General features: G+C 36.9%; 24 protein-coding genes, 4 pseudogenes and 1 riboswitch. Of the genes and pseudogenes, 16 read left to right on the top strand and 12 right to left on the bottom strand.

Annotation, left to right across the window (positions count from 1 at the left end):
* Window positions 1-162 precede the first annotated feature (162 nt).
* Window positions 163-1,737 (top strand): plasmid pRiA4b ORF-3 family protein, encoded by a 1,575-nt coding sequence (locus tag P9E47_RS20650; RefSeq protein ID WP_326164698.1) that lies wholly within the window; start codon window positions 163-165, stop codon window positions 1,735-1,737.
* 54 nt (window positions 1,738-1,791) lie between these two features.
* On the opposite strand, the gene P9E47_RS20645 is transcribed toward P9E47_RS20650, so the two are convergent.
* On the bottom strand, window positions 1,792-2,238 hold the full coding sequence (locus tag P9E47_RS20645) for a hypothetical protein (RefSeq protein ID WP_326164696.1): 447 nt from the start codon (window positions 2,236-2,238) through the stop codon (window positions 1,792-1,794).
* Between the two features lie 229 nt (window positions 2,239-2,467).
* Between P9E47_RS20645 and P9E47_RS20640 the strand changes: the two are divergent.
* From P9E47_RS20640 to P9E47_RS20615, 6 genes and pseudogenes are all read left to right on the top strand, one after another.
* Window positions 2,468-3,245: pseudogene (locus tag P9E47_RS20640) on the top strand (RNA-guided endonuclease TnpB family protein); the annotation flags it as partial.
* A 184-nt stretch (window positions 3,246-3,429) separates the two neighbouring features.
* Window positions 3,430-3,777, top strand: coding sequence for an ArsR/SmtB family transcription factor (locus P9E47_RS20635; RefSeq protein WP_326164695.1), 348 nt, complete (start codon window positions 3,430-3,432; stop codon window positions 3,775-3,777).
* A gap of 51 nt (window positions 3,778-3,828) precedes the next feature.
* Window positions 3,829-4,872: an ACR3 family arsenite efflux transporter gene (arsB, locus tag P9E47_RS20630; protein ID WP_326164700.1), complete on the top strand. Its 1,044-nt coding sequence runs from the start codon at window positions 3,829-3,831 to the stop codon at window positions 4,870-4,872.
* Window positions 4,873-4,884: 12 nt separating this feature from the next.
* Window positions 4,885-5,307, top strand: coding sequence for an arsenate reductase (thioredoxin) (gene arsC / locus P9E47_RS20625; protein WP_326164692.1), 423 nt, complete (start codon window positions 4,885-4,887; stop codon window positions 5,305-5,307).
* 105 nt (window positions 5,308-5,412) lie between these two features.
* Window positions 5,413-5,748, top strand: a complete 336-nt coding sequence (gene arsD / locus P9E47_RS20620) for an arsenite efflux transporter metallochaperone ArsD (protein WP_326164690.1) — start codon at window positions 5,413-5,415, stop codon at window positions 5,746-5,748.
* 64 nt (window positions 5,749-5,812) lie between these two features.
* Complete coding sequence (locus tag P9E47_RS20615; protein WP_326164689.1) at window positions 5,813-6,841, top strand: GMC oxidoreductase; 1,029 nt, start codon at window positions 5,813-5,815, stop codon at window positions 6,839-6,841.
* 73 nt (window positions 6,842-6,914) lie between these two features.
* Here the strand turns inward: P9E47_RS20615 and P9E47_RS20610 are convergent, their stop codons facing one another.
* A complete protein-coding gene (locus P9E47_RS20610; protein WP_326164688.1) occupies window positions 6,915-7,328 on the bottom strand; it encodes a VOC family protein in 414 nt (137 codons plus the stop codon).
* A 135-nt stretch (window positions 7,329-7,463) separates the two neighbouring features.
* Window positions 7,464-8,147 (bottom strand): Dph6-related ATP pyrophosphatase, encoded by a 684-nt coding sequence (locus tag P9E47_RS20605; protein ID WP_326164685.1) that lies wholly within the window; start codon window positions 8,145-8,147, stop codon window positions 7,464-7,466.
* A gap of 196 nt (window positions 8,148-8,343) precedes the next feature.
* Between P9E47_RS20605 and P9E47_RS20600 the strand changes: the two genes are divergently transcribed.
* Window positions 8,344-8,523: a hypothetical protein gene (locus P9E47_RS20600; protein WP_326164682.1), complete on the top strand. Its 180-nt coding sequence runs from the start codon at window positions 8,344-8,346 to the stop codon at window positions 8,521-8,523.
* 65 nt (window positions 8,524-8,588) lie between these two features.
* Here the strand turns inward: P9E47_RS20600 and P9E47_RS20595 are convergent, their stop codons facing one another.
* The 3 genes and pseudogenes from P9E47_RS20595 to P9E47_RS20585 form a co-directional block, all read right to left on the bottom strand.
* A complete protein-coding gene (locus P9E47_RS20595) occupies window positions 8,589-9,464 on the bottom strand; it encodes a cation diffusion facilitator family transporter (RefSeq protein WP_326164679.1) in 876 nt (291 codons plus the stop codon).
* Between the two features lie 139 nt (window positions 9,465-9,603).
* Window positions 9,604-10,581, bottom strand: a pseudogene (locus tag P9E47_RS20590) (acyltransferase family protein).
* Between the two features lie 19 nt (window positions 10,582-10,600).
* A complete protein-coding gene (locus P9E47_RS20585) occupies window positions 10,601-11,212 on the bottom strand; it encodes a DUF4362 domain-containing protein (RefSeq protein ID WP_326164676.1) in 612 nt (203 codons plus the stop codon).
* A 368-nt stretch (window positions 11,213-11,580) separates the two neighbouring features.
* Here P9E47_RS20585 and P9E47_RS20580 point away from each other — a divergent pair, with 368 nt between their 5' ends.
* Window positions 11,581-12,690: a glycosyl hydrolase family 18 protein gene (locus P9E47_RS20580; protein ID WP_326164673.1), complete on the top strand. Its 1,110-nt coding sequence runs from the start codon at window positions 11,581-11,583 to the stop codon at window positions 12,688-12,690.
* 205 nt (window positions 12,691-12,895) lie between these two features.
* Window positions 12,896-13,861, top strand: coding sequence for a quinone oxidoreductase family protein (locus tag P9E47_RS20575; RefSeq protein ID WP_326164671.1), 966 nt, complete (start codon window positions 12,896-12,898; stop codon window positions 13,859-13,861).
* 162 nt (window positions 13,862-14,023) lie between these two features.
* On the opposite strand, the gene P9E47_RS20570 is transcribed toward P9E47_RS20575, so the two are convergent.
* On the bottom strand, window positions 14,024-14,512 hold the full coding sequence (locus P9E47_RS20570) for an SRPBCC family protein (RefSeq protein WP_326164669.1): 489 nt from the start codon (window positions 14,510-14,512) through the stop codon (window positions 14,024-14,026).
* A gap of 221 nt (window positions 14,513-14,733) precedes the next feature.
* On the opposite strand from P9E47_RS20570, the gene P9E47_RS20565 reads away from it, so the two are divergent.
* Entirely contained in the window at window positions 14,734-15,186 is a 453-nt protein-coding gene (locus P9E47_RS20565; protein WP_326164666.1) for a VOC family protein, read from the top strand.
* A 369-nt stretch (window positions 15,187-15,555) separates the two neighbouring features.
* Here P9E47_RS20565 and P9E47_RS23015 read toward each other — a convergent pair whose 3' ends face one another.
* The 4 genes and pseudogenes from P9E47_RS23015 to P9E47_RS20555 all read right to left on the bottom strand — a co-directional run bounded on the left by P9E47_RS23015 (window position 15,556) and on the right by P9E47_RS20555 (window position 17,347).
* Window positions 15,556-16,071 (bottom strand): DMT family transporter, encoded by a 516-nt coding sequence (locus tag P9E47_RS23015; RefSeq protein ID WP_407697211.1) that lies wholly within the window; start codon window positions 16,069-16,071, stop codon window positions 15,556-15,558.
* Between the two features lie 12 nt (window positions 16,072-16,083).
* Window positions 16,084-16,134 (bottom strand): annotated as a pseudogene (locus P9E47_RS23010) (hypothetical protein); the annotation flags it as partial.
* Between the two features lie 28 nt (window positions 16,135-16,162).
* Window positions 16,163-16,432, bottom strand: a complete 270-nt coding sequence (locus tag P9E47_RS23005) for an EamA family transporter (RefSeq protein ID WP_407697210.1) — start codon at window positions 16,430-16,432, stop codon at window positions 16,163-16,165.
* 120 nt (window positions 16,433-16,552) lie between these two features.
* A complete protein-coding gene (locus P9E47_RS20555; RefSeq protein WP_326164665.1) occupies window positions 16,553-17,347 on the bottom strand; it encodes a M20/M25/M40 family metallo-hydrolase in 795 nt (264 codons plus the stop codon).
* 161 nt (window positions 17,348-17,508) lie between these two features.
* Window positions 17,509-17,609: riboswitch (purine riboswitch) on the top strand.
* Between the two features lie 91 nt (window positions 17,610-17,700).
* Here P9E47_RS20555 and P9E47_RS20550 point away from each other — a divergent pair.
* The 3 genes and pseudogenes from P9E47_RS20550 to P9E47_RS20540 all read left to right on the top strand — a co-directional run bounded on the left by P9E47_RS20550 (window position 17,701) and on the right by P9E47_RS20540 (window position 19,743).
* A complete protein-coding gene (locus P9E47_RS20550; protein ID WP_326164662.1) occupies window positions 17,701-18,882 on the top strand; it encodes an MFS transporter in 1,182 nt (393 codons plus the stop codon).
* Window positions 18,883-19,073: 191 nt separating this feature from the next.
* Window positions 19,074-19,414: pseudogene (locus P9E47_RS20545) on the top strand (nucleoside triphosphate pyrophosphohydrolase).
* A gap of 122 nt (window positions 19,415-19,536) precedes the next feature.
* Window positions 19,537-19,743 carry a DUF1540 domain-containing protein gene (locus P9E47_RS20540; protein WP_326164659.1) on the top strand — a complete coding sequence of 69 codons (207 nt, stop codon included), beginning with the start codon at window positions 19,537-19,539 and terminating at the stop codon, window positions 19,741-19,743.
* 69 nt (window positions 19,744-19,812) lie between these two features.
* Here the strand turns inward: P9E47_RS20540 and P9E47_RS20535 are convergent, their stop codons facing one another.
* On the bottom strand, window positions 19,813-20,517 hold the full coding sequence (locus P9E47_RS20535) for a hypothetical protein (RefSeq protein WP_326164656.1): 705 nt from the start codon (window positions 20,515-20,517) through the stop codon (window positions 19,813-19,815).
* 326 nt (window positions 20,518-20,843) lie between these two features.
* Between P9E47_RS20535 and P9E47_RS20530 the strand changes: the two genes are divergently transcribed.
* Window positions 20,844-21,533 carry a nuclease-related domain-containing protein gene (locus P9E47_RS20530; protein ID WP_326164654.1) on the top strand — a complete coding sequence of 230 codons (690 nt, stop codon included), beginning with the start codon at window positions 20,844-20,846 and terminating at the stop codon, window positions 21,531-21,533.
* A gap of 96 nt (window positions 21,534-21,629) precedes the next feature.
* On the top strand, window positions 21,630-22,001 hold the full coding sequence (locus P9E47_RS20525; protein ID WP_326164652.1) for an HIT family protein: 372 nt from the start codon (window positions 21,630-21,632) through the stop codon (window positions 21,999-22,001).
* The last annotated feature ends 30 nt before the right edge of the window (window positions 22,002-22,031 follow it).

Here is a 22,031-nt window from a genome sequence, read left to right as displayed (position 1 = left end):
TTTAGTCATGGGTTGTTGACAGGAAATTCGTCAGCAAAAAGTAGCTGAACGTGGAGGTTTTAAGGAAAAAATATTACTGGTAGAGGTCACGGATCCTAGCTATTATTCTTGTTAGGAATCGATTGATTATAGCACAGAATTTATATATAAAGGTGAGGGCTTATGATACTACAATTGAAAATAACGTTAAGAGATTCGAAACCTCCGATTTGGAGAAGGATCGAAATAAGGGATTCGATGACATTTAATGAACTTCATCAGGCGATTCAAATTGCTTTTGATTGGTTTGACTATCATATGCATGGCTTTAATGTTAGAAGAACAAATGGCTTTAAAATAAATAATTACCTCTCAATTGAACCTGCAGGCAATGCAAATTATGAATTGATTAAGTCTTTTGATGAGGATGAGTCTCTGCTTAAGGAAATTTTTAAACAGGAAAAAGATAAAGTCATCTACACTTATGATTACGGGGACAATTGGGAGCATGAAATTGTTCTTGAAAAAATTTTACCTGAACAAGTAGGTGTATTTTATCCAAGATGCACAAAAGCTCTACGTGCGGCACCGGAAGAGGATAGCAGATTTGAATATTTGGAAACAGGAATTGTAACAGAAAATGTTGATTCTAAGTCTCTGATGGAAGATATCAATGAATATTTTATGAGCAGATTTGAAGATGAAGGTGCCCAGTCGTATAATACTGACGATCTTGGTGAGATTACCCAAGTTGGTAAAGAATCTGCAAATTGGCCAAGATTATTGGAACTCACTGAGGAACTTAAGCAATTGCAGCCTTGGAAATGGATCGATGATGATCAAATCTTTGCAATCCAAGACCCTGAAACAAAAGAATACGTGTACTGTTCCATCATGGGAGCAGGAGGTATGGAATATGGACTATCTGCCTTTATAGGTGTTGAGGGGATCGAATATTTAAGAGGGCTATTGACTGCAAACATCATTGATGAAAAATATTACTTAAAACAACGAAGTTTACTAGTAAGCTTCTCCAATCGGGACGAATTAAGTAAAGAAGATTTACAACTTTTAAAAGAACACGGCAAGTCATATCGTGGAAAAAATCAATGGCCGCAATTTCGCAGCTTTCGTCCCGGCTTTTACCCCTGGTTTTTAGATGAAGATGAAGTCCGTCTTTTTTCACTAGTAATCGAACAAGTAATGGAAGTATGTAGATTAGCTAAAAAGGATCCGAATTTGATAGCTGCAGAAGAGTTGGATTGGTTTTTTACAAGAGAGTATGATCACAAAAACAGAAAATGGATAGATATGCGAATTTCTGTAGGGACAAGCGTGCCTATGCTAGAGGATGTACCGTTGTATGTGAATGAACTCGAACTTCAGGAACTCAAACGTTCCAATAAAAGATCGAATATCCCTCTGGAATTTGATTGTGATTATATATTAACACCAACACAAGACCGGCCCAACGAGCGCCCTTATTATCCTAGACTAGCATTTTGTGTGGAAAGGAAACGAGGGTTGATTGTATATAGTGATATGGTGAAAACTAATAATGTTGGTGCCGTAACCCAAGAAGCACTTGTCGGATTAATAAAACAATTAAATAGTATCCCAAGAGAAATTTGGATAAAAGAAGAGATGTTCCCCTATCTAAAAGAAATTGCCAAAAAGTTAAACATTCAACTTTTAGTCGCTCAAAAGCTCCCTTTCCTTGAAGAAGCACGGAGGGAAATGGAAATGATGATGCTGTGATGGGGAATTGGCATAAAGGGAGGAATAGGACAGAGAACTACATCTCCGTCCCATTTAGTAATTATTGTCTGAATATACTGCATTATATATCTGATCACATAAATCAGCTGTATATGTTCTAAGTGTTACAATTAGATGCCGCTTTGCTAAATATACATTATCAATTTGTTCTTCCGCATAATTTTGGTCAACAAAACTACTGAACCGGTGGTATATATAATTTGTTAATATATTCTCAATCCATTGCCATTGACCCTCATTTTCCGGTCTATAATGCTGATTAATAGCATCATAGATCGGTTGAGGGAATTGGTCCTCACGGAACAACATACTGGCAGCTTCTTTAAAATTTTTTGCTTGTACTAAATTAAAAGATTCTCCATACACATCAAAAATATTTTCACAAATATAGCCTACATAAGTAGGAAAAGATTCGTCCAAGTTTCTCACGATTGATTCTTTATCTGTAACAGGTTCTATGAATGTTTTTTTGTAGTTCAATGAATGCCAATATAATGGTAAGATTTTTATAAAGAAATCGACATGGTATATTAATTCCAGTCATTTAAGACGTATGGAGGGATTTTTTTGAAAGTATATAACAAACTTGTCCGCGATTATATCCCGGATATTATTAAAAAAGATGGGAAGCTGCCAACTACCAAAATCCTTTCCGATGAAGAATATAAAGTGGAACTATAAAAAAAGGCTCAAGAAGAGCTAAACGAGTATTTGCGGGCTACTACAAACAAAGAAAGCATCGAGCATGACCCACAGTTCCCGACCCTCTGGCCCAAAAGAAGTGGATTCACTGGCTTTAGCGAACGCACAAATGAACCTTCAAACTGCTTATAAGAACTTCTTTGAAGGAAATGCTGAATTTCCAAAGTTCAAAAACCGTAAAGCTAGACAATCCTACACGACTAACTTAGTCAATGGAAACATCGAATTGAAAGATGGTCATATCAAACTACCAAAACTGAAACTTGTAAAAATCAACCAACATAGAGAAATCCCTGAGAATTACAAACTGAACTTGTACCATTTCCAGAACGAGGTCAGGAAAATATTATGTATCTGTACTAACAGAATACGAAAAAGATATACAGCCTAAAAAAATAGAAAATGTCGTTGGGCTAGATTTTGCTATGTCTGAATTATATGTGAGTAGCGAGAATGAGAAAGCCAATTATCCTCGATACTATCGTGTTGTGTCAGAAAAATTAGTAAAAACACAACGCATTCTGTCCAAGCGTAAGAAAGGTTCTGCACGTTGTTGGAACAAGCAACGTCTGGTAGTAGCTAAATTACATGAGAAAGTGGCGAACCAACGCATGAATTTTCTTCACCATAAGTCTAAAGAATTGGCTTCTAACTTTGACGCTGTCGTGATTGAGGTCTTGGACATGAAAGGAATGTCTCAAGCCCTTCACTTTGGAAAAAGTATTCAAGATAACGGTTGGGGCGATTCCTTTAACCTGTCAATCTTCGATATATACAAACTTCAGTCCCCATCTTTTAGATACATTTCATGACCATCAAGTGATTAATATATTGACCGAATGTAGATATTATGTTAAAAATAGTTCACTTCTATTGCTTATATAAGTATTTAATTATATGATTATAGTCGAAAATGAAAATATTAAGAAAAACTTAAAAACTAATACCGTTAGGGAGATGTAAAACGATATGCAACAAACAACAGTAGAAATCGTGAAAGCTGCACAAGTATTAAAACTTCTTGGGGATAAAACAAGACTTACAATCATTTCTATTTTGAAAAAGCAGGAGTGTTGCGTATGCGAGCTCGTTGAATTATTTGATATAAGTCAGCCTTCAATTAGTCAGCATTTGCGGAAACTTAAAGATGCTGCACTTATTGTAGAAGAGAGAAAAGGTCAATGGATTTATTATTCCTTAAATAAATCCAGTGAGTATTATCCACTTATTAATGATATATTGCTGCATGTCCATGAACAAAATGAGAGAACGGCAAATATTGATGGTAATGATGTTAAATTACGTTTTGATTGTTAGGTAAGCTTTAAGGAGAGGGATGAAGAAATTATGAGTAAAGAAATTGGGAACATGCGGCGTCTTTCCTTTTTAGACCGGTATCTTACGCTTTGGATTTTCCTTGCTATGTCGGTTGGGATTGGAGTCGGTAATGTAGCACCGGGCTTTGTAGATGGATTGAACAGCTTACAGGTAGGAACAACTTCAATACCGTTAGCCATTGGCTTAATCCTGATGATGTATCCGCCATTAGCGAAAGTTCGTTACGAAGAGATAGGGAGGGTTTTTAAAGACGTAAAAGTACTCCTGCTGTCACTTGTCCAAAATTGGATTATCGGTCCTGTTCTGATGTTTGTTCTGGCCATTATTTTTTTGCCAGATAAGCCAGAATATATGGTTGGGTTAATTCTTATTGGTTTAGCTCGATGTATTGCGATGGTTATTGTTTGGAATGATCTTGCCAAAGGGGATACAGAATATGCAGCAGGGTTAGTTGCCTTTAATGCATTATTCCAAACTTTGTTTTTCTCTGTTTATGCCTATGCATTTGTAACGGTAATTCCAAAATGGTTTGGAATTGAAGGAGCTATTGTTGATATTACAATGGCTGAGGTTTCAAAATCTGTCTTCATTTATTTAGGTATACCTTTTATTGCTGGTATGTTAACAAGGTTTATTTTTGTAAAAGCAAAAGGAAGACAATGGTACGAAACAAAGTTCGTTCCTAAAATCAGTCCAATTACCTTAATTGCATTACTATTTACGATTATCGTGATGTTCTCATTAAAAGGTGATGTAATTGTCAGCGTACCATTAGATGTTGTACGAATTGCAATTCCATTATTAATCTATTTTGTAATTATGTTCTTTGTTTCTTTCTACATGGGCAAGAAAATTGGTGCTGGTTATCCTGTGACAACGACATTAGCGTTTACGGCAGGAAGCAACAATTTTGAATTAGCAATTGCTGTTGCAGTTGGCGTGTTTGGTATCCATTCAGGCGCTGCCTTTGCTGCGGTTATCGGTCCACTAGTAGAAGTGCCAGTTATGATTGGTCTTGTCAATGTTGCTTTATGGTTTCAACGTAAATACTTTAATACACAGACAATAAATTAAAGGGGTCGTAACATGAAAAATAAAAAAACGATTTACTTCTTATGTACAGGTAATTCATGCCGCAGCCAAATGGCCGAAGGCTGGGCGAAGAAATATTTAGGTAATGAGTGGGTTGTTAAAAGTGCTGGTATCGAAGCACATGGTTTAAACCCTAACGCTGTAAAAGCAATGGAGGAAACTGGCATTGATATTTCAGCTCAAACTTCTGATATTATTGATCCTGATATTTTAAATAATGCAGATTTAGTCGTAACACTTTGTGGTGATGCAGCAGATAAATGCCCTATGACACCGCCTCATGTTAAACGTGACCATTGGGGCTTTGATGATCCTGCAAAAGCAGAAGGCACAGATAAAGAAAAATGGACTGTTTTCCAACGTGTTCGTGACGAGATTGGTGATAGAATTAAAAGATTTGCAGAATCTGGAGAATAATACATCTAAATAACCAAGAGGTTCTCTTGGCTTTCGTCAAGTTCAAATATAAGCATTTGCTTATAAGGGTGACCATGTTATTAAACATTATTAGGAGGCTAAATAATGAGTAAAATTGAAATTTTTGATCCAGCAATGTGTTGCCCAACTGGAGTTTGTGGGCCAAGTGTTGATCCTGAACTAACAAGAGTGGCAACAGCAATTTTTTCTATAGAAAAGTTAGGCAAAGATATTAAAAGATACAATCTAGCGAATGAACCTGATCCATTTATACAAAATACAGAAGTAAATAAATTGCTAAATGAAAAAGGGCCTGATTGTCTGCCTATAGTTATTGTGAATAGTGTTGTGACTAAAGTAGGTGAGTACCCCAAGAACCACAGTTCCCCAAGAACCACAGTTCCCGACCCTCTGTCCCACTCCAAGGCCGATTGGTTCTGAATTAAACAAATGGCCAATTAATCGGAGAGAGTTGAACGTTTATTATGGAATGGCAGAAAAATGATTGCATGTAACAAGGGATTGGGCAAAAGGTTCTTCCATGCAAAATATTATGTTAAAACGATTACATGCTGCAGGAATTTTAGAGGCGGATGATAGGCCTTTGGCTATTGATTTGACACCTTCACATCAAGGGGAAGTTCACTCAAATGCATGGTATAGTTCCATTAATGCTTTAGCGGCAGCACTTTTTGATAGACCATATGATCTTGCTGTGGATGCATACGTGTATAAAATAAATGCTCCGGGTAATAGAGCCCAAAGCGTACAGGTATTTGATGCTAATAAGAGGTCACATACAATCCGAGCAAAAAATGTAGTCGTTTCCGCTAGCACTCTAGAGACTCCTCGACTCCTCCTTAATTCCGGAATTCCAGGACCAGCAATTGGCCATTTCTTGACAGGACATGTGTCGATGATTGGGATCGGAACAATTAGCCGAAGACAATTTTCAGATAGAATCGGAAATCTTTCTATATTAAAGTTTGAAACGGAAGAGGATCCATATCAAATCCAAATACTAGGACCAAATCAGTATTGGTCCTACCAGCAATTTGAAGACAGAGTACCGACAGATCAGCTCTTTGTTGTATTTGCAACCTTTGGAAGAGTGCAGCCTAGACGAGAAAATAGGGTGTATGTTGATCCAAATGATCGGGATGAATTTGGTGTACCTTGGCAGCAAGTTCAGTATTCCTTAAGTGATAGGGATAGGCAAACGGCTAAGCAAGTGGAAGAAGGAATTAGACGATCTGCACGAGCCATGGGAGTAACTCTCGATGAGTCTTCTCTAGTTCTTCGTCCACCAGGTGCTGACATGCATGAAGCTTCTACCTGCAGAATGGGAGATGATCCCAATACCTCAGCAACAAATCGTCACGGACAAATCCATGGTGTTCAAGGTTTATTTGTAGCCGATAATAGTGTTCTTCCTAGTCTAACTGGGGCTTGGGCCGTTATTTCCGGCACTGCCTTAGTGATTAGACTGGCCGACCATATTGTTCGACAGTCAAGACAATATTTTGAAATGTGACACATGACCACTATTTGTGGTGTGAATTTTAAAAAAGTTTGTTTAAAATCCTGTATTTAAACAGGATTTTTTATTATTGATTAAGTGCACTTTCATCCATATAAGCAACTTCCCATAAATGACCGTCTAGATCTTGAAACCCCCATATATACATAAACCCATGATCTAGAGGTTCACTAAAAGATTTACCACCAGATGACAATGCCTTATTTACCATTTCATCCACTTGATCCCGACTTTCAGCTGAAAAGCTGAGAATTACTTCGGCAGAAGTAGTAGTATCCACAATTTCCTTCTTACTAAAGCCTTTGAATCGTTCTTCAATCATTATCATAGCAAAGATATTGTCACTGATAATCATACAAGACGTGGTCTCATCGGAGAATTGTGGGTTGAACTCAAAACCTAGCTCCTTGAAAAAATTAGTTGACTTGTTTACGTCTTTTACTGATAAATTGATAAAAATATTTTTGGATGTGAATGCCATTTTTTGTTACCTCCTGTAAAAGTTACCTAAAAAAAGCTATGTCAATTAAGTTTGCCATTAAATGTTGCTAAATATTCCATTTCCACTAATACAACGACAATTGGTCCATAGTTCCCGACCCTCTGGCCCATTCCATTAAAGCTCCATAGGTAAAAATGCATATTCACTGTTTCTAACAATCTCGCATTTACGAATGGGGATAGGCTGCTTGAAAATGGGACCATTAATTACAGTGGTATGGAACTCTCCGCCTTCTCCGCAAGGGTCAATACCACGAGCGACTAACTCGTGTACATAATCATGTGTTAAAATTCGTCCTAAATCTTCTTCTCGCATTCCAAGTGATAAATTAACAGTGACTATGATTGTCACAAATCCTAAATTGATAAACTCTTCTACAGCTTCACGATGATTCATATTCCATAAGGGCATCGCAAGTTTTAAGCCTGCATTTTTCGTTACCTTGTCATGCCAACAGTCGGTAGCAGGCATATCCAAATCCCCGGTTACTAACACTTCAGCACCTTGATTTTTTGCTTTTTCCAAAAGGCTCATAAATTCTTTTTCGTAATCTGTCCAACTTGAAGCAGCCGTAAGTACAGGTAATCCTATAGATTTGGCTTGAGCATTTATGAGTTCCGGAGGCATTCCGTGAGATCTAGACCGTTTCCCTTCTTCCTCCAACATAACAATCAATCCAACCGCTTCTCCAACTTTCATTGCTTTATATAATGCTAAGACACTATCCTTTCCTCCGCTAAATGAGGCAATAAACTTATGTCCGGCAGCACCGTTTTTCCAATCTATTAATTCTGTCATTTTAATCGGTCCCCTTTAATCAAATCCTCTTTGTACTAGTGTACATTATCCTCTGATTTTGTTTCTCAAGATAATTGTACTTAAATTTGGAACTACATTGGTGGCCTCGTATGTAATATTCTTAAGAATTTTTTCGAAACATTAATCGTTGAAATCGATGCTCACTTACATAAAGAAGGAAGGAGCTTTTATCGGATTGATTAAAGGAATCAATTTGGGAGGCAACTATTATGAAGATTTTGTATTCAATGGTTTGCGTAGATACGAAGCTGTTGGGCAAATTGGGGCTATCATAGGCAGATTTCTCGGAGTGGTTTGTGGAATTTTGCTTGTTCTCTTAATTGTTGGACTAAAAGGAAAAGGAAAATTTAAATAACGCTTTGAAAAATAATAGTCCACAGTTCCCGACCCTCTGTCCCAGTGAATACGCTTGCTTGATTTTTAATTATGTTGTTCCGATGGATCAACATGAACGTTTACTCTCGTATTTTTTAATGTTTCTTTCATTTCTTTTTTTAAGCTTCCTATAATATCATGTATTTCTTTAGCTGTAAGTTCTGAGGGAACCGTGATATGAAAATCAATATGTTTCATATTTCCAGATCTTCTTGTCTTAAGTTTATGGTAATCGATAAATTGATGACTATGGTTAAGGATGATTTTTTTTACTTTTTCTACTTCTTCATCAGATAATTTTGAATCAAGAAGGAAGTCAAAAGCACTTTTGCATAGGTCCCATGCCTCTTTGATGATCAATAACGCTACAAGGATTGCCACAATCGAGTCAAGGATACTTAAACCTGTAATTGCGATCAGCAGAATACCAATTCCTACTCCCAATGAGGTGTAAACATCTGTTTTCAAGTGAAGAGCATCAGCCTCAAGTGCCATGGAATCTTCTTCCTTTGCCACCTTATATAACTTTCTAGATACCATCCAATTGATAAAGGCTGAAATAAACATCACTGCCATTGCAATATTCGTTTGCTCTAATTCAGCTGGCTCAATTAATTTTTTGACTGCCTCTGTAATTATCATAATAGCTGCTACAAAAATCAGAAGGCCTTCGATGAGAGCAGACATATTCTCTATTTTTCCATGTCCATAAGGATGTTTTTCATCAGCAGGCTTAGCAGAGACTTTGACCGAAACGAAAGCAATGATAGAAGCGATAAGGTCCATTCCGGAATGAATGGCTTCAGAAATAATACTAACTGATCCACTCAACACTCCCGCGATCACTTTGAAAATGATCAGAGCGGTGTTCGATATAATCGATAAAGAAGCAACCTGCATTTTTCTATTTGAACTAACCATAAAAACCCTCTCCTTCGCACCCCGTATTAAGCTACTTATTAAGAGGATGTCCAAAAATCCTGGAAAAAATGACTAATGTTGGTTCAACTAAGTATTTCCTTAAATGTAGCTAAAATTCCACTTTTCCTTATAGTAAACTTTATAATATCTTTTTTGCATACGGAATTTTAATAATGACATAGGCAATCATAAAACACGTCGCCACACTTAAAGGGGCAACCATGGTAAATTTGACTAATGGTGGTAAATCAGAAATTCGAAATATCATGGTCCATCCAACAACTATAGGTGGATGAATCAAATAAACGGTATAGGCACTTTCACGCAGCACGTTAATAAAATGATTGTTGAAATTCCAGCGTTATTGAAAGTATGTAAGTAACCCAATGGATATACCAAAACACAAGAAAGGTTCCCAAAGAGCGTAAAAGAGAGCTTGAATGTTCATTCCTCCTGAGAATAAAAGGGTTCCGCTAAGCGCCCCCGTTGCAATTAAACCGAGAGGAAAAATAGGAATCATGATAATACCGATTCTTTTCCATGTTTTCACCAATTTTTCTGGTATATTTTCTAACCAATTTTGCCGGTACGATTTAATTCCTGCCCACATGAATAACATATATAATGGAAAATAACCGAATTGAAGCCCCCAAATCCCTGATCCGGTTGGGTAAACTAATCTCACCGTAAACGCAATTAATCCAAAAACAATCGCGAAAAGAACGAGTGTTTTACCTTTAGGGAAATAAGAGGTTCTTTGATTTTCTTTTTTTGGACCAGTCCATAATCGAATCAGGGCATAAATAATACCGAAATATAGGAGGGTCTCCAAAAACCATGCCGGTCCAAAAAACGATTGTTGAAACGAAAAAACCTTTTGGGTGTAAATTTGTTGAAGTGTCATTTGGCTTTGGAACTGAGCGAACCATACTGTAATTGGTCCAAGGATAAAATAGTAACATGCAAGGGGGATTCCAATGCGAACAAATCTCCCTTTCAAAAAAGCCTTTGCGCCCTTTTTTTCATAAGAAGCCGGCACAAAATACGTAGACAAAAAGAAAAATAAACTCATAAAAAATGCTTGGCAAACCCCAGTAAAGATACTGAGCACGATCATCGTTATACTTAAATGACTTTTATCTACATCCTCTAAAATCCATGAACCAGCTCCTCCATATGAATGATCCACAGTTCCCGACCCTCTGTCCCATTTTTCCTCCGTATTTCAGTTCAAATTCAAAAAGATCCCGTTGACTCATATTGTAGTTAATTATTAAGAGCTCTTCCTTGCCAAAAGGTCCAGCTTCACAGTCAATCGCGATATAGGAAGTGTTTGTGGGGTTTACCTCCTTAATCATATCGCCGCAGCTATTGGTTCTTATTTCTCCACTCCCATACTTGTCTCTGGTGTTGTCATCTTTTACCTCTAGAGATTCTCCGTTATATGTTAGATCAGTAATAATCGGATCTCCTTCAATCGTGTAGTGGACAATTCGTAAATCAGCGGGAACACCGTTTTTTATATTGTCATAGAAGCTCTGCATTCTTTCCAACCCTTCAATGCTTCCATGGCTATTTAGGACATCCACATTTCCTACTCCCTTAACATAAGGTTTGGTGGTATCTTTAACTGCTGATTGAGGTCCACCGTTGGTACTCGTGCCATTTTTTTCACGATCATTCGGATTGCAACCGGCTAGAGTAATAATTAACATGATTAAGAGGCCTATGTATGTTATTTCCTTCATTAGTTCCACGTCCTTTCTTGAGATTTGGTGTACATAAAGTGCATAAAAGGAATTACAATCTAACGTTTCTTCTTTGTTTTGCTTTTTTAATGGTGATGGAATTCTTCCTTTGTTAAATAGACGCTTTTATTTAAAAAATGTCACAATTATAAAAGCGTTTTTAATTTACTTCCAATGATGAAAACAAACCAATCTACTTGAATAAGATTTAAACAATGATCTTGCACAATTGGGCGCGATTGTGGAAAATCCGTATCTCTCTTATTCAACGAGTGAGAAATAGAAAGAGCATTAATGAGTCCATTCGTGTATAAGTTGCACCTTTTCTAATCATCTTAAGAGATATACAAATTAGAAGAAGGTGTATTATGGCAAAAAATTGTTATCGGTCATTCACCATCATTTCTTTAAGCATGGTCATTATTCTAATGTCTTCCTGCGGTCAGTCACAAAGTAAAGAAGAAAATCTCAGTACGAATAAAACTCCTCGGGAGGTTTTAGGTTTTTACACAGAACAGGAAGGAACGTATCCAGGCTCTCAACCTACAGTTGACTCGCAATTCTCCAGTCTAAGCATTATTGCACCTTTTTGGTATAAGCTTGATGATAAACGTCCAGGCAGTCTTATAGAATCCGTTACAGCAGATCATAAAAGAAAGGTTATTCAAAGTGCTCATGAAAAAGACCTAAAGGTATATATGGTTGTACATAATCTCTTTTATGAAACTGTGGAGAAGGGGAAGCAGGTAGCGAGTAATGTGCTCGATAACGATAAAAATCGCGATGTTTTCATTCAGAACTTACGCAATGAAATAAATCAGTTTAAATATGACGGTATTAATATTGACATGGAAAATTTGTATTTGACTGACCGAGATGCGTTTAGCCAGCTGATAAAAGAATTGTCAGATACACTAAATCGTGATGGAAAAGTAGTTACGGTTTCAGTCCCGGCAAACACAGGTGATTCCCGTGCTAATCCCTGGTCCCCATGGTTTGATTATGAAAAGATTGGTCAATATTCAGATGGGTTAATGATTATGACATACGATGAACACAATCCTAGAACAAAACCCGGGGCAGCAGCATCAGTCGATTGGACAGAAGCAACGATTCGTTATGCTTTGAAACATGAAGTACCATCAACAAAAATTTTACTCGGTATCGCTGGTTATGGATGGGACTGGGATACAACAGCAGGCAAAGCCAAGTATAGCTCCTATGAAGAGTTAATGGTTCAGAAAACAAAATATAAAGCTAAAGTTCTATGGGACTCCGGTTCTCAAACACCTCATTTTAGTTACGTAGATGAAGAACAACATAGCCACCAGGTTTGGTTTGAGAATAGCGATAGTCTGCGGTATAAGCTAGACCTTGTAGAAAAATATGACTTACGAGGAATCGGGATTTGGCGGCTCGGCTTAGAAGACCCAAAGTACTGGACAACTATACCTGAGAAAATAAAAGTAAAAAAGTGATGAAATGGTCATCCCAATCCTGAATATGGGTTTGGGCTTTAGAAAATGGAAAAAAGACATTATATTACTAATTTCATTCTTTAAAGATTGTGAAAAATTGTACATAATTAACAGTGGCGTTTCTATCAATCACCCTTCTTCCAAAAGGAGAGAAACTGATTTGCATATCCTTGTATCGAAAAAATATATAAGAGGGGTCGTTCATTTGAAAGCACTTGTGTTTAATACATTCGGAGGACCGGAAGTACTAGAATATCTTGAAATTGCGGACCCTGTTATTGGGCCTGATGAAATATTAGTAAGGATGAAAGCAATTGGGTTGAATTTTGCTGATATTTATAGAAGAAAAGGGAACTATCATCTTGCTGGTAATGCCCCGTTTATTTTAGGTTATGAAGGGGCGGGAGTCGTTGAAAAGACGGGAACTAATGTGCAAGGAATCGCCGTCGGCGACCCTGTTGCATTTGCCGATGTCCCATATGCTAACGCGGAACAAGTGGCTGTTCCGATGGAAAAGGCAATTCCTCTTCCAGAGACCATTTCGTTTGAAGAGGCAGCTTCCGTTTTGTTGCAAGGCTTGACTGCCCACTATTTAACAAAAGATAGCTATGCGGTTAAGGAGAATGATATAATTTTGGTTCATGCAGCAGCAGGGGGCGTTGGACAGCTGCTCGTCCAAATTTCAAAGCTCCTCGGTGGAAGGGTCATTGGTTTGACCTCCTCTATGGAGAAGGCGTCCGCAGCTAAGAAAGCTGGAGTAAATCAAGTTTTCTTGTACTCGGACGATTGGAAGAGAAAAGTTTTAGAGGAAACAAACGGAAAAGGTGTAGATGTAGTCTATGACTCAGTAGGCTCCACGCTCGAAGACAGTTTTGCAGCAACTCGCATTGGGGGAACGGTCGTATTTTTTGGAATGGCAGGGGGAGACCCTGCTCCAGTTGACCCAAGAATGTTGATGGATACGTCAAAGACTTTGACTGGTGGGGATCTTTGGAATGTCCTTACTTCCCGTGAGGAACGGGAAGCCCGTTCAGCCGAGTTGTTCCGCTGGATAGAAGAGGGGAAAGTAACGGTATCCGAGCCTACGATATTTGCATTGCGAGATGGCCGCAAAGCGCATCGTTTTCTAGAAAGCCGCAAAAGCACGGGGAAAATTTTATTAAGACCATAAAATGATAGTCTATGTTGGCGAAAAGGGAGACTATCGAGAGCAAAGGTTGGGTCAAGCGAAGCCAATAACAGGTCCGGCAAGAACGTGAACACCAGAAGGGATAGTCAAAAATAACAAAAAACACCGATGGTCGGTGTTTTTGATGTGGCTATGTTAAACGGCTTACATTTTTGTTAGGTATTCATCTAATTGATCAAAGGTCCCGGAATAACCTCCCTGAGCCATCTCTTTTGAATCCTCGAAGGTTTTGATCTCTTCCTCAGTCGGAGATACGGGAGCCACAATCATTGTAAGAGTTGTTTTCTCTTCTTCCTCGGTTAACGTAATGGTATTCAGGGTTTCCATAGGCCAATTTACGTCAAAGGGTGCACGTACAGTGTTACCTTCTTCATCAGAAAAGAAACTGGTGTAAACAATTTTCTCTGGTGCAATAATTTCACTGTATACAAATTTAACCCACATTACGTTGCCGTCAGCAGGTCTCTGGCTATAGTGAAAGACACCGCCCGGACGGAAATCCGATTTAGAAACCTCGAATGCCCATCCTTTTGGCCCCCACCAATTCATTAGGTGTTCCGATTTAGTTAACGCCTTAAACACAATTTCACGTGGGGCATTGAAAGTATGAGTGATTTTGATTTGAGTTGACATTGTGATTCCTCCAATAATTTTTGTTTTCATTCTCTTTATTTTCTCTCTTTTAACTAAAATTATTGTTGCACGATCTTCAATTAAAGGGCGCGTTTCTCTATTTCTTTGTTATCAAGAACTATGACAAGGTGTTTTTTGTTTGGAAGGAATTTGTAATTTTTGAAAAGAATAATTATGTAGATGATCAGGTAATAAATTTTTACACATTAGGAGGTAAAACTATGGCAAAAAACAAATTACTAAGAATGGACAATGTCGGCATCGTTGTAGAATCCCTTGATGACGCAATCTCTTTCTTCGAGGAGATTGGCTTGAACCTCGAAGGGCGAGCCACTGTCGAAGGTGAATGGGCTGGTAGCGTAACCGGACTGGGTTCTCAGTGCGTAGAAATTGCTATGATGGTTACCCCAGATGGCCACAGCCGAATTGAACTTTCGCGATTTCTCACCCCACCTACTATATCAGATCACCGGACTGCTCCTGTAAACGCACTCGGTTATCTACGCGTCATGTTCACCGTTGAAGACATTGACGAAATGGTATCCAGACTCACTAAGTATGGTGCTCAGCTCGTTGGAGAAGTGGTTCAGTACGAGGACTCGTATCGGCTCTGCTACATTCGTGGAACCGAAGGACTTCTAATCGGTTTGGCGGAACAACTCGGTAACAAATAAGTAAGTGACGTTTTATAAAAAGCCTTACTGAAATATACATTACTGAAGTAAAAATTTGAAACAGAAAAGCAGTGTGGTAGTAACTCGAAGAAGTCGGGAACGTCATATAACATAGCATTCACGCTGAATTAAACTAATAGGGCTATTCTTCAAGAAGGAGAATAGCTTTTTCTAATTGAAATAAATGACAGGATAGTTGAAAAGCAGATATCATAATAAAAAGTCACCAATATAACTTTCCAAATTATTCTTTTTATGGTTATAAAACTGGAAAGTTATGTAAATATTAGTGTCAGATTGTGAATAAAAAAAGAGTATAGGTCTTACCACTATAGGGGTAGGAGTGTCGTCAAAAATAACCATATTTAATTAGCTTTTTAACTTTTTTCGTTGATAAGTTGAAAGTACTACTCCTTCCACTATAAATAGTGATCCTAAAATCTCTGCACCCGTTATTGGTTTGTATAGGAATATCAATCCCATTATCATTGCTACAAAAGGTTCAAAATTAGATAATATGGAAGCCTTTGAAGCATCAACATGTCTAATGTTGTTATTCCAAATCAGTGTAGCTATACCGTGTACAACAACCGCAGTTCCGATCAACAAAGTCCAATCAGACATCTTAGAGCTTATTCGTAATGGGGTGTCTAGTAAAAAGACAAAAGGGATCGACACAATCAAGCCTACTATATTCGAATATAAAGTAATGATAAGTGGATCTATTCTTTGAGAGAGAAGTTTCGTCATTATAATCATAATGGCGAATGTAATCATTGTTATTACAAGCCACAATAATCCTTTATCAAAATGTAAAGAAGATGAATTGCCTGTGGTTACAACAAAGTAAATACCTATAATTGCTATAATAGACCCTATCAACATACGAAAGGTTAATTTTTCCTTTAAAAAGATAGCTGCTAAAAAGCCAGTTGAAATAGGGGTAGTTGCTAAAACTAATGCAGATGTTGTTGGATCAGCTGTTTGTAATCCTACAAAAAAAAGACCATTGGTTTATAAATACACCAATAACCCCTAGAAACAAAACTGCGAGTAAATCCGATTTATTTACACCTTTAAAGTGTTTTTTGAATGAGGATAATCCAATTAAAAATAGTACAATAAATAAAAGTCTAAGCATGGTTAGGAGAGTTGGGGAAAAATCTTGGACTAAAATCTTTCCAAATACAAAATTGCTTCCCCATACCACTACACAAATGGTTAGCAAAGTATATGCTTTTAACATATTTCTTTCCCTTTCTATAACAAAATAACAACTATCCTAGTTTAACATAGTAAAAACAAAAGCAAAAAGAGATGACCACCGAAAATGGTAATCACCTCTATATTGTCTATAAAATCCTTTTTATTTCGATAATTCTAAAATTAACTCTTTATAGATATTGAAAAATGCAAAGTAGTAATCTTTGTAGACATATTCATCTGTTTTGTGTGCCATTTTTGTTTCGCCTGGACCAAACATCATGAATGGGAAGTTGTCATCTTTATCTCGTAATAAGTTTGATGCATCCGTTACTCCTGGCGAACCTTTAACAGAAATTTCTAAACCTAAATGTTTTTTACCAAGTTCTTTAGCAAGATCAACCATTTCAGACTGTCCTGAAGTGAAAACACTTGGTAATGACATTGTCACTTCAACATCAATTTTAGAGCCTTCTTGATTGTATTTGTTAGCTGTTGTTTTGAATAAGTCAATCACTTCATCGTTATCAAATTCTGGAATCGTACGTACGTTTATTTCAGCTACTGCTTTTTCTGGAACTGAGTTTACTTGGTTTCCTGCATTAAAAATAGTTGTACTCATAACCAATTTATCTAGAACTTCATTTTTACGATCATCGCCATTCAATTTTCCGTCTCTTTCTGTCAATGTGAACGGATCTGAAGTCCACTGGCTTACATCACCAGGAGAAACGACATCCATATGACCAGAAATGCCAATGACTGGACTACCGCTTCCAATTTCAGCCACTAAGTTAACACGAGTGTTTGTAACTGGAACAATTTTAGATTCAATGCCGTATTCAGCAAATAAATCTTTCAAGTAATTTGCCACTTCGATTTCGTTTTCATTAACAGATTTAATCGCTATAATGTCAGATAAAATCTTTATTTTTTCTTCTTCTGTAAAATGTTTCAAACTAAAGCCCTCCAGTATTTTATCTGTCTATCTTCAATGAATACAACTGTATTTTACCCAAAAGTCCATTAAAAAAGTCCACAGTTCCCGACCCTCTGTCCCATTGGAGATTTTTTACACTTGAAAAGTAAAATGAAGCAATGTAGAATTGCAAGGTAAATAATATTAAAATATAGATTACCTGTATAACCTCTAGAATATGGCTTGAGGGTCTCTACCAGGAACCATAAAAATCCTGATTACAGAAAATGAATTATTCATTTTTTGTAATTAGGATTTTTTTCGTTTTTTTGGAAAGATCCTTTCAGTCTATTTTTTTAATACTATTAATAAAGAAAGGAAAATAATAGACTATGAATTTTAAGGTTATTATACTAGCATTATCGACGATCGCAGCTGGATTGGTGGAATTAATCGTAGGCGGGATATTACCGACCATCGCTGCCGACTTTAACATTTCATTAGGTACTGCTGGACAGCTAATCACAGTTTTCGCGCTAATCTATGCCATTGCTGGTCCTGTTTTACTTGTTTTAACCAGTAAAATCGAGCGCAAGAAATTATATCTTGCTTCCTTGTTTGCTTTTTTCCTCGGTAATATCATGACATATTTCAGTCCTAACTTTACCTTTATGATGGTGGCAAGGGTGTTGACTGCGATAAGCACAGCACTTATTGTCGTTCTTTCCTTGACCATTGCAGTAAAAATTGTTGCCCCTACACAACAAGCAAAGGCTTTGGGGCTCATTTACATGGGCATTAGTTCGTCACTTGTGTTGGGCGTGCCACTTGGAATCTTGATTTCCAATGCATTTGGATGGCGTGTAATATTCCTTGGAATCGCTGTGTTATCAGTTGGATCAATAGTGCTTATTACACTATTTTTGGAGCGCATTCCTGGGGGAAATACGATTCCTCTTTCACAACAATTAAAAGCAGTAGGAAGTGCGAAAATAGGAAGTGCCCATCTTGCTACCATATTCATGCTGGCAGGACATTATACGATTTATGCTTACTTCACACCATTTTTGGAAACGAATCTTCATCTCAATTCCTATTGGGTCAGTATCTGCTATTTAATTTTTGGTATTGCAGCCGTAAGTGGTGGCGCATTCGGTGGAATACTTTCGGATTGGATTGGGGCTCGTAAAAGTATCATCATCCTCATTAGTGCATTTGCTATTGTATTATTCTTATTGCCATTATCGACTTCTTCACTTGTCCTATTCATTCCAGTTATGATGGTATGGGGAGCATTAAGTTGGAGTATATCGCCACCGCAGCAAAGCTATTTAATTGAAACTGACCCTGCCACGTCCGATATTCAGCAAAGCTTTAATAATTCTGCCTTACAAATCGGTATATCGCTTGGATCGGCAATTGGTGGCATCGTGTTAAACCAAACCGGCACAATATCCAGTACAGCTTGGTTTGGAAGTGTCATTGCCATCATCTCCTTACTTTGCGCAGTCTTTTCTTTAACAAGACCAACCATGGTGAGAGAAAATACGTCCTTCCAGAGCTCAGAAATCTGATGCTATTGGGAATAGTCCGCAGTTCCCGACCCTCTGTCCCAGTTAGATAGCCCATTTAGACAAAATCCGTAAATCACGGGTTTTGTCTTTTTTTGACTTAAAATATTACAAATATAATGGTAAGATTCTCATAAAAGTAATCGGCCTGGAATATTGATTTCAGTCACATAAAGCTGTATGGAGGAATTCGAATGAAGGTATATAACAAACTGGTCCGCGATCATATCCCGGACATTATTAAAAAGGATGGGAAGCTGCCAACTACCAAAATTCTTTCAGATGAAGAATTTAAATTGGAACTGCAAAAAAAAGCACAAGAAGAACTGAACGAATATTTGCAAGCTAAAACCAACAAAGAAAGCATCGAGGAGTTGGCGGTTTTATTGGAAGTGATTCATGCACTAAGTACCGTTCATGGTTATTCTTTGAAGAGTTGGAGAAAATTCGTCAGCAGAAAGCAGTTGAACGAGGTGGATTCAAGGTGAAAATCTTATTGGTTGAGGTAACGGATCCTAGCTATTATTCTTGTTAGGGTTTGATTATGGAGTGATAGCAATAATAAAAGCTGCAACCGCACTTTTTTATATTGAATAAAACAAAGTTTATAGCAAAAAACAACATAAACGTAAAGGCCAAACTATAGGGGGGCATGAGATGCCTAAAGTAGAAGTTTCTTGTGCCATTTCAAACTGTTCATACTACGGCGAAGGGAATATTTGCACTGCTGAAAAAATAATGGTTGAGCACCAAAACCATTCAAGGTATGACACAGAATTGTCGACAGAATTTTTTGCGAAAAATCATACTGATGAGGCAACTATGTCAGCTGAAACATGTTGTAAAACGTTTAAACCAAAGTAAATATTTAAAAAAAGGGCGATTCTTCCAATGGAGTTGCCCTTCATGCCCACAGTTCCCGACCCTCTGGCCCTATCGATTTTTGAAATAATATGAATGAACGATTAATGCGATGATATATTCTGGCTGATGTTCTTGTACGTCTATTACTTGTACATTACTCATGATATGGTTGCGTTTCAATGTGCCGATTACCTGTTCATCTTGAGTTAGTGAAATGATTGATGTCACCGTCGTTGCAGAAGATGTATATGATTTTTCATAAAATCTATACTGAATCGCTTCTTTTAATTTTACAGCATTTTTTAAATTAATTAGCGTACGTGCTTCACCGATTCGTTCTCCATTTTTATGAATTTCCCACTGATCCTGCTGGTTAAACCATTTTTCACGATACCAATGTACGTCATATATGTCCTTGTCAATTTGAATTTCTAAGGACAAATACCAGTTAAAACCAAAAATATCACTTAAAACATAATTCCATTTCTTCGGAAAGTAACGTTTCACATAACCTCTCTGTACATCCCCTTTAAAAAGTGGTTTTTGAATTATTAATGTCTTTTGTAAATTATAAAAGGACCACGCTTCAATACCTTTTGGCTGATAAGAACGCTCTTTTTCTGCAAGCCTTTTACTAATCATAAAAATAACGAGAGATGCAATAGGAAGCAGAAAAATCATCGCAAACATTAGTGGCTCAAATGCATCAAACACAATATAACGAGCAAGTGCTGTTAATAATAACAAAACAAATAGTAAGTTTAGTTCAATCATCTCATTCACCTCTGAATATCGTTTCTATTCTTAATTGGTCCACAGTTCCCGACCCTGTGGCCTAGAAAAAGTAGGAAAGTGATCTTTTCTCTGTAGTATAAATTTACAAAGTGTTAACAAATGCTTTAATTATTTTACAGGCTTTTGGAAAATAATGTCGAAATCATATGGAAGAAGATTGTAGCAGACATATAGTGTAGAATACAACTAAAATTTATACAAGGTTTGCAAGAGGAAAAACTAGAATACAAGTTTAATCGGGATGGATCGATTATTTACTGGATGAGAACTAATAATCTAAGAGAGTAATAGAAAGGAATGATCAAGTGGAGGTTATATTTTCATTATTACTATTTATTTTTATTTTATATGCACCAAGCTATTTTAAATTTAAGGGATCTAATTATAAAGATGTCAGTGGAAATACCTATTTTAAGACAATTTTTGATAAAGGGAATTATGGAGAATTTTTAACATTTGTCATTTTAGAAAAGTTGGAGGGTTACCATAAATTAATGGCAAATTTATATTTGCCGAAAAAAGATGGCACTACAACTGAAATCGATCTGGTAATGCTATCAGAAACAGGAGTTTATGTTTTTGAATCAAAAAACTATAGCGGGTGGATTTTTGGGGATGAAGCCAATAAGAATTGGACTCAGACGCTAAATAGTCGCAAAAAATGCCGCTTTTTTAATCCAATTTGGCAAAATTCAGCTCATATTAATGCGTTAAAAGTAGCTATCGGCAATGGAGATAATAAACTATATAAGTCGTATATCATATTTAGTAAACGATGCACTTTAAAGAAAATAAATGTGACGTCTAACCATGTTAAAGTAATAAAAAGAAATCAATTAATTAATACAATAAAAAATGATATTATGAGTTCAGAAAATGTACTAACTCCTCAAGAAATAGATCAAATATATGCTGAATTGCTTAAATACGCCCATGCGGACGGAGTTACAAAACAAGTCCATGTAAGTTTTATTAAAAATAAAAAAATAAGATAATATACTAAGACAAAATCCGCATACTCACGGGTTTTGTCATTTGACTTTCAATAAATGTTATTATAATGGTAAAATTTAAATGTGGAAGGTGAAATTATGACTTGTCCATTTTGTTATTTAGAAAAAGGTCAAATACTACTTGAAAATGAAGATGCGGTTGCATTTTTTGATAAATTCCCAGTTCAAAAGGGCCATTTGCTAATAATACCTAAAGTACATGTTGAAACATACTTCGATGCCAGCGAGCAGCAGATCATTGCAATTCATAACCTTATTAAACAGGGAAAGGCGTTGATTGATAAACAATTTTCACCCGATGGCTACAACATTGGCGTTAATATCGGCTATTATGGCGGACAAACTGTTCATCATTTACATTTTCATTTAATCCCACGTTATAAAGGCGATATTGAGGATCCGAGGGGTGGGGTACGAAAAGCGATACCAAATATCGTGGCGTATCCGTAATGAAACTTTCCCTATAAATAGTCCACTATT

Source organism: Schinkia azotoformans (genome assembly GCF_035811335.1).
Taxonomy (GTDB): Bacteria; Bacillota; Bacilli; order Bacillales; family Bacillaceae_J; genus Schinkia; species Schinkia azotoformans.
The sequence above is the reverse complement of the archived record's forward strand: the minus strand, read 5'-3'. Positions and strand labels throughout refer to the sequence as shown.

What these genes read in the sequence shown, in the direction of transcription:
- P9E47_RS20540 (WP_326164659.1), top strand. Translation starts at nt 19,537, where the DNA reads ATGCCTAAAGTAGAAGTTTCTTGTGCCATTTCAAACTGTTCATACTAC.
- P9E47_RS20635 (WP_326164695.1), top strand. Translation starts at nt 3,430, where the DNA reads ATGCAACAAACAACAGTAGAAATCGTGAAAGCTGCACAAGTATTAAAA.
- P9E47_RS20570 (WP_326164669.1), bottom strand. Translation starts at nt 14,512, where the DNA reads ATGTCAACTCAAATCAAAATCACTCATACTTTCAATGCCCCACGTGAA.
- P9E47_RS20595 (WP_326164679.1), bottom strand. Translation starts at nt 9,464, where the DNA reads ATGGTTAGTTCAAATAGAAAAATGCAGGTTGCTTCTTTATCGATTATA.
- P9E47_RS20650 (WP_326164698.1), top strand. Translation starts at nt 163, where the DNA reads ATGATACTACAATTGAAAATAACGTTAAGAGATTCGAAACCTCCGATT.
- P9E47_RS23005 (WP_407697210.1), bottom strand. Translation starts at nt 16,432, where the DNA reads ATGTTAAAAGCATATACTTTGCTAACCATTTGTGTAGTGGTATGGGGA.
- P9E47_RS20580 (WP_326164673.1), top strand. Translation starts at nt 11,581, where the DNA reads ATGGCAAAAAATTGTTATCGGTCATTCACCATCATTTCTTTAAGCATG.
- arsD (WP_326164690.1), top strand. Translation starts at nt 5,413, where the DNA reads ATGAGTAAAATTGAAATTTTTGATCCAGCAATGTGTTGCCCAACTGGA.
- arsB (WP_326164700.1), top strand. Translation starts at nt 3,829, where the DNA reads ATGCGGCGTCTTTCCTTTTTAGACCGGTATCTTACGCTTTGGATTTTC.
- P9E47_RS20550 (WP_326164662.1), top strand. Translation starts at nt 17,701, where the DNA reads ATGAATTTTAAGGTTATTATACTAGCATTATCGACGATCGCAGCTGGA.
- P9E47_RS20535 (WP_326164656.1), bottom strand. Translation starts at nt 20,517, where the DNA reads ATGATTGAACTAAACTTACTATTTGTTTTGTTATTATTAACAGCACTT.
- P9E47_RS20610 (WP_326164688.1), bottom strand. Translation starts at nt 7,328, where the DNA reads ATGGCATTCACATCCAAAAATATTTTTATCAATTTATCAGTAAAAGAC.
- P9E47_RS20525 (WP_326164652.1), top strand. Translation starts at nt 21,630, where the DNA reads ATGACTTGTCCATTTTGTTATTTAGAAAAAGGTCAAATACTACTTGAA.
- P9E47_RS20565 (WP_326164666.1), top strand. Translation starts at nt 14,734, where the DNA reads ATGGCAAAAAACAAATTACTAAGAATGGACAATGTCGGCATCGTTGTA.
- arsC (WP_326164692.1), top strand. Translation starts at nt 4,885, where the DNA reads ATGAAAAATAAAAAAACGATTTACTTCTTATGTACAGGTAATTCATGC.
- P9E47_RS23015 (WP_407697211.1), bottom strand. Translation starts at nt 16,071, where the DNA reads ATGTTGATAGGGTCTATTATAGCAATTATAGGTATTTACTTTGTTGTA.
- P9E47_RS20585 (WP_326164676.1), bottom strand. Translation starts at nt 11,212, where the DNA reads ATGAAGGAAATAACATACATAGGCCTCTTAATCATGTTAATTATTACT.
- P9E47_RS20605 (WP_326164685.1), bottom strand. Translation starts at nt 8,147, where the DNA reads ATGACAGAATTAATAGATTGGAAAAACGGTGCTGCCGGACATAAGTTT.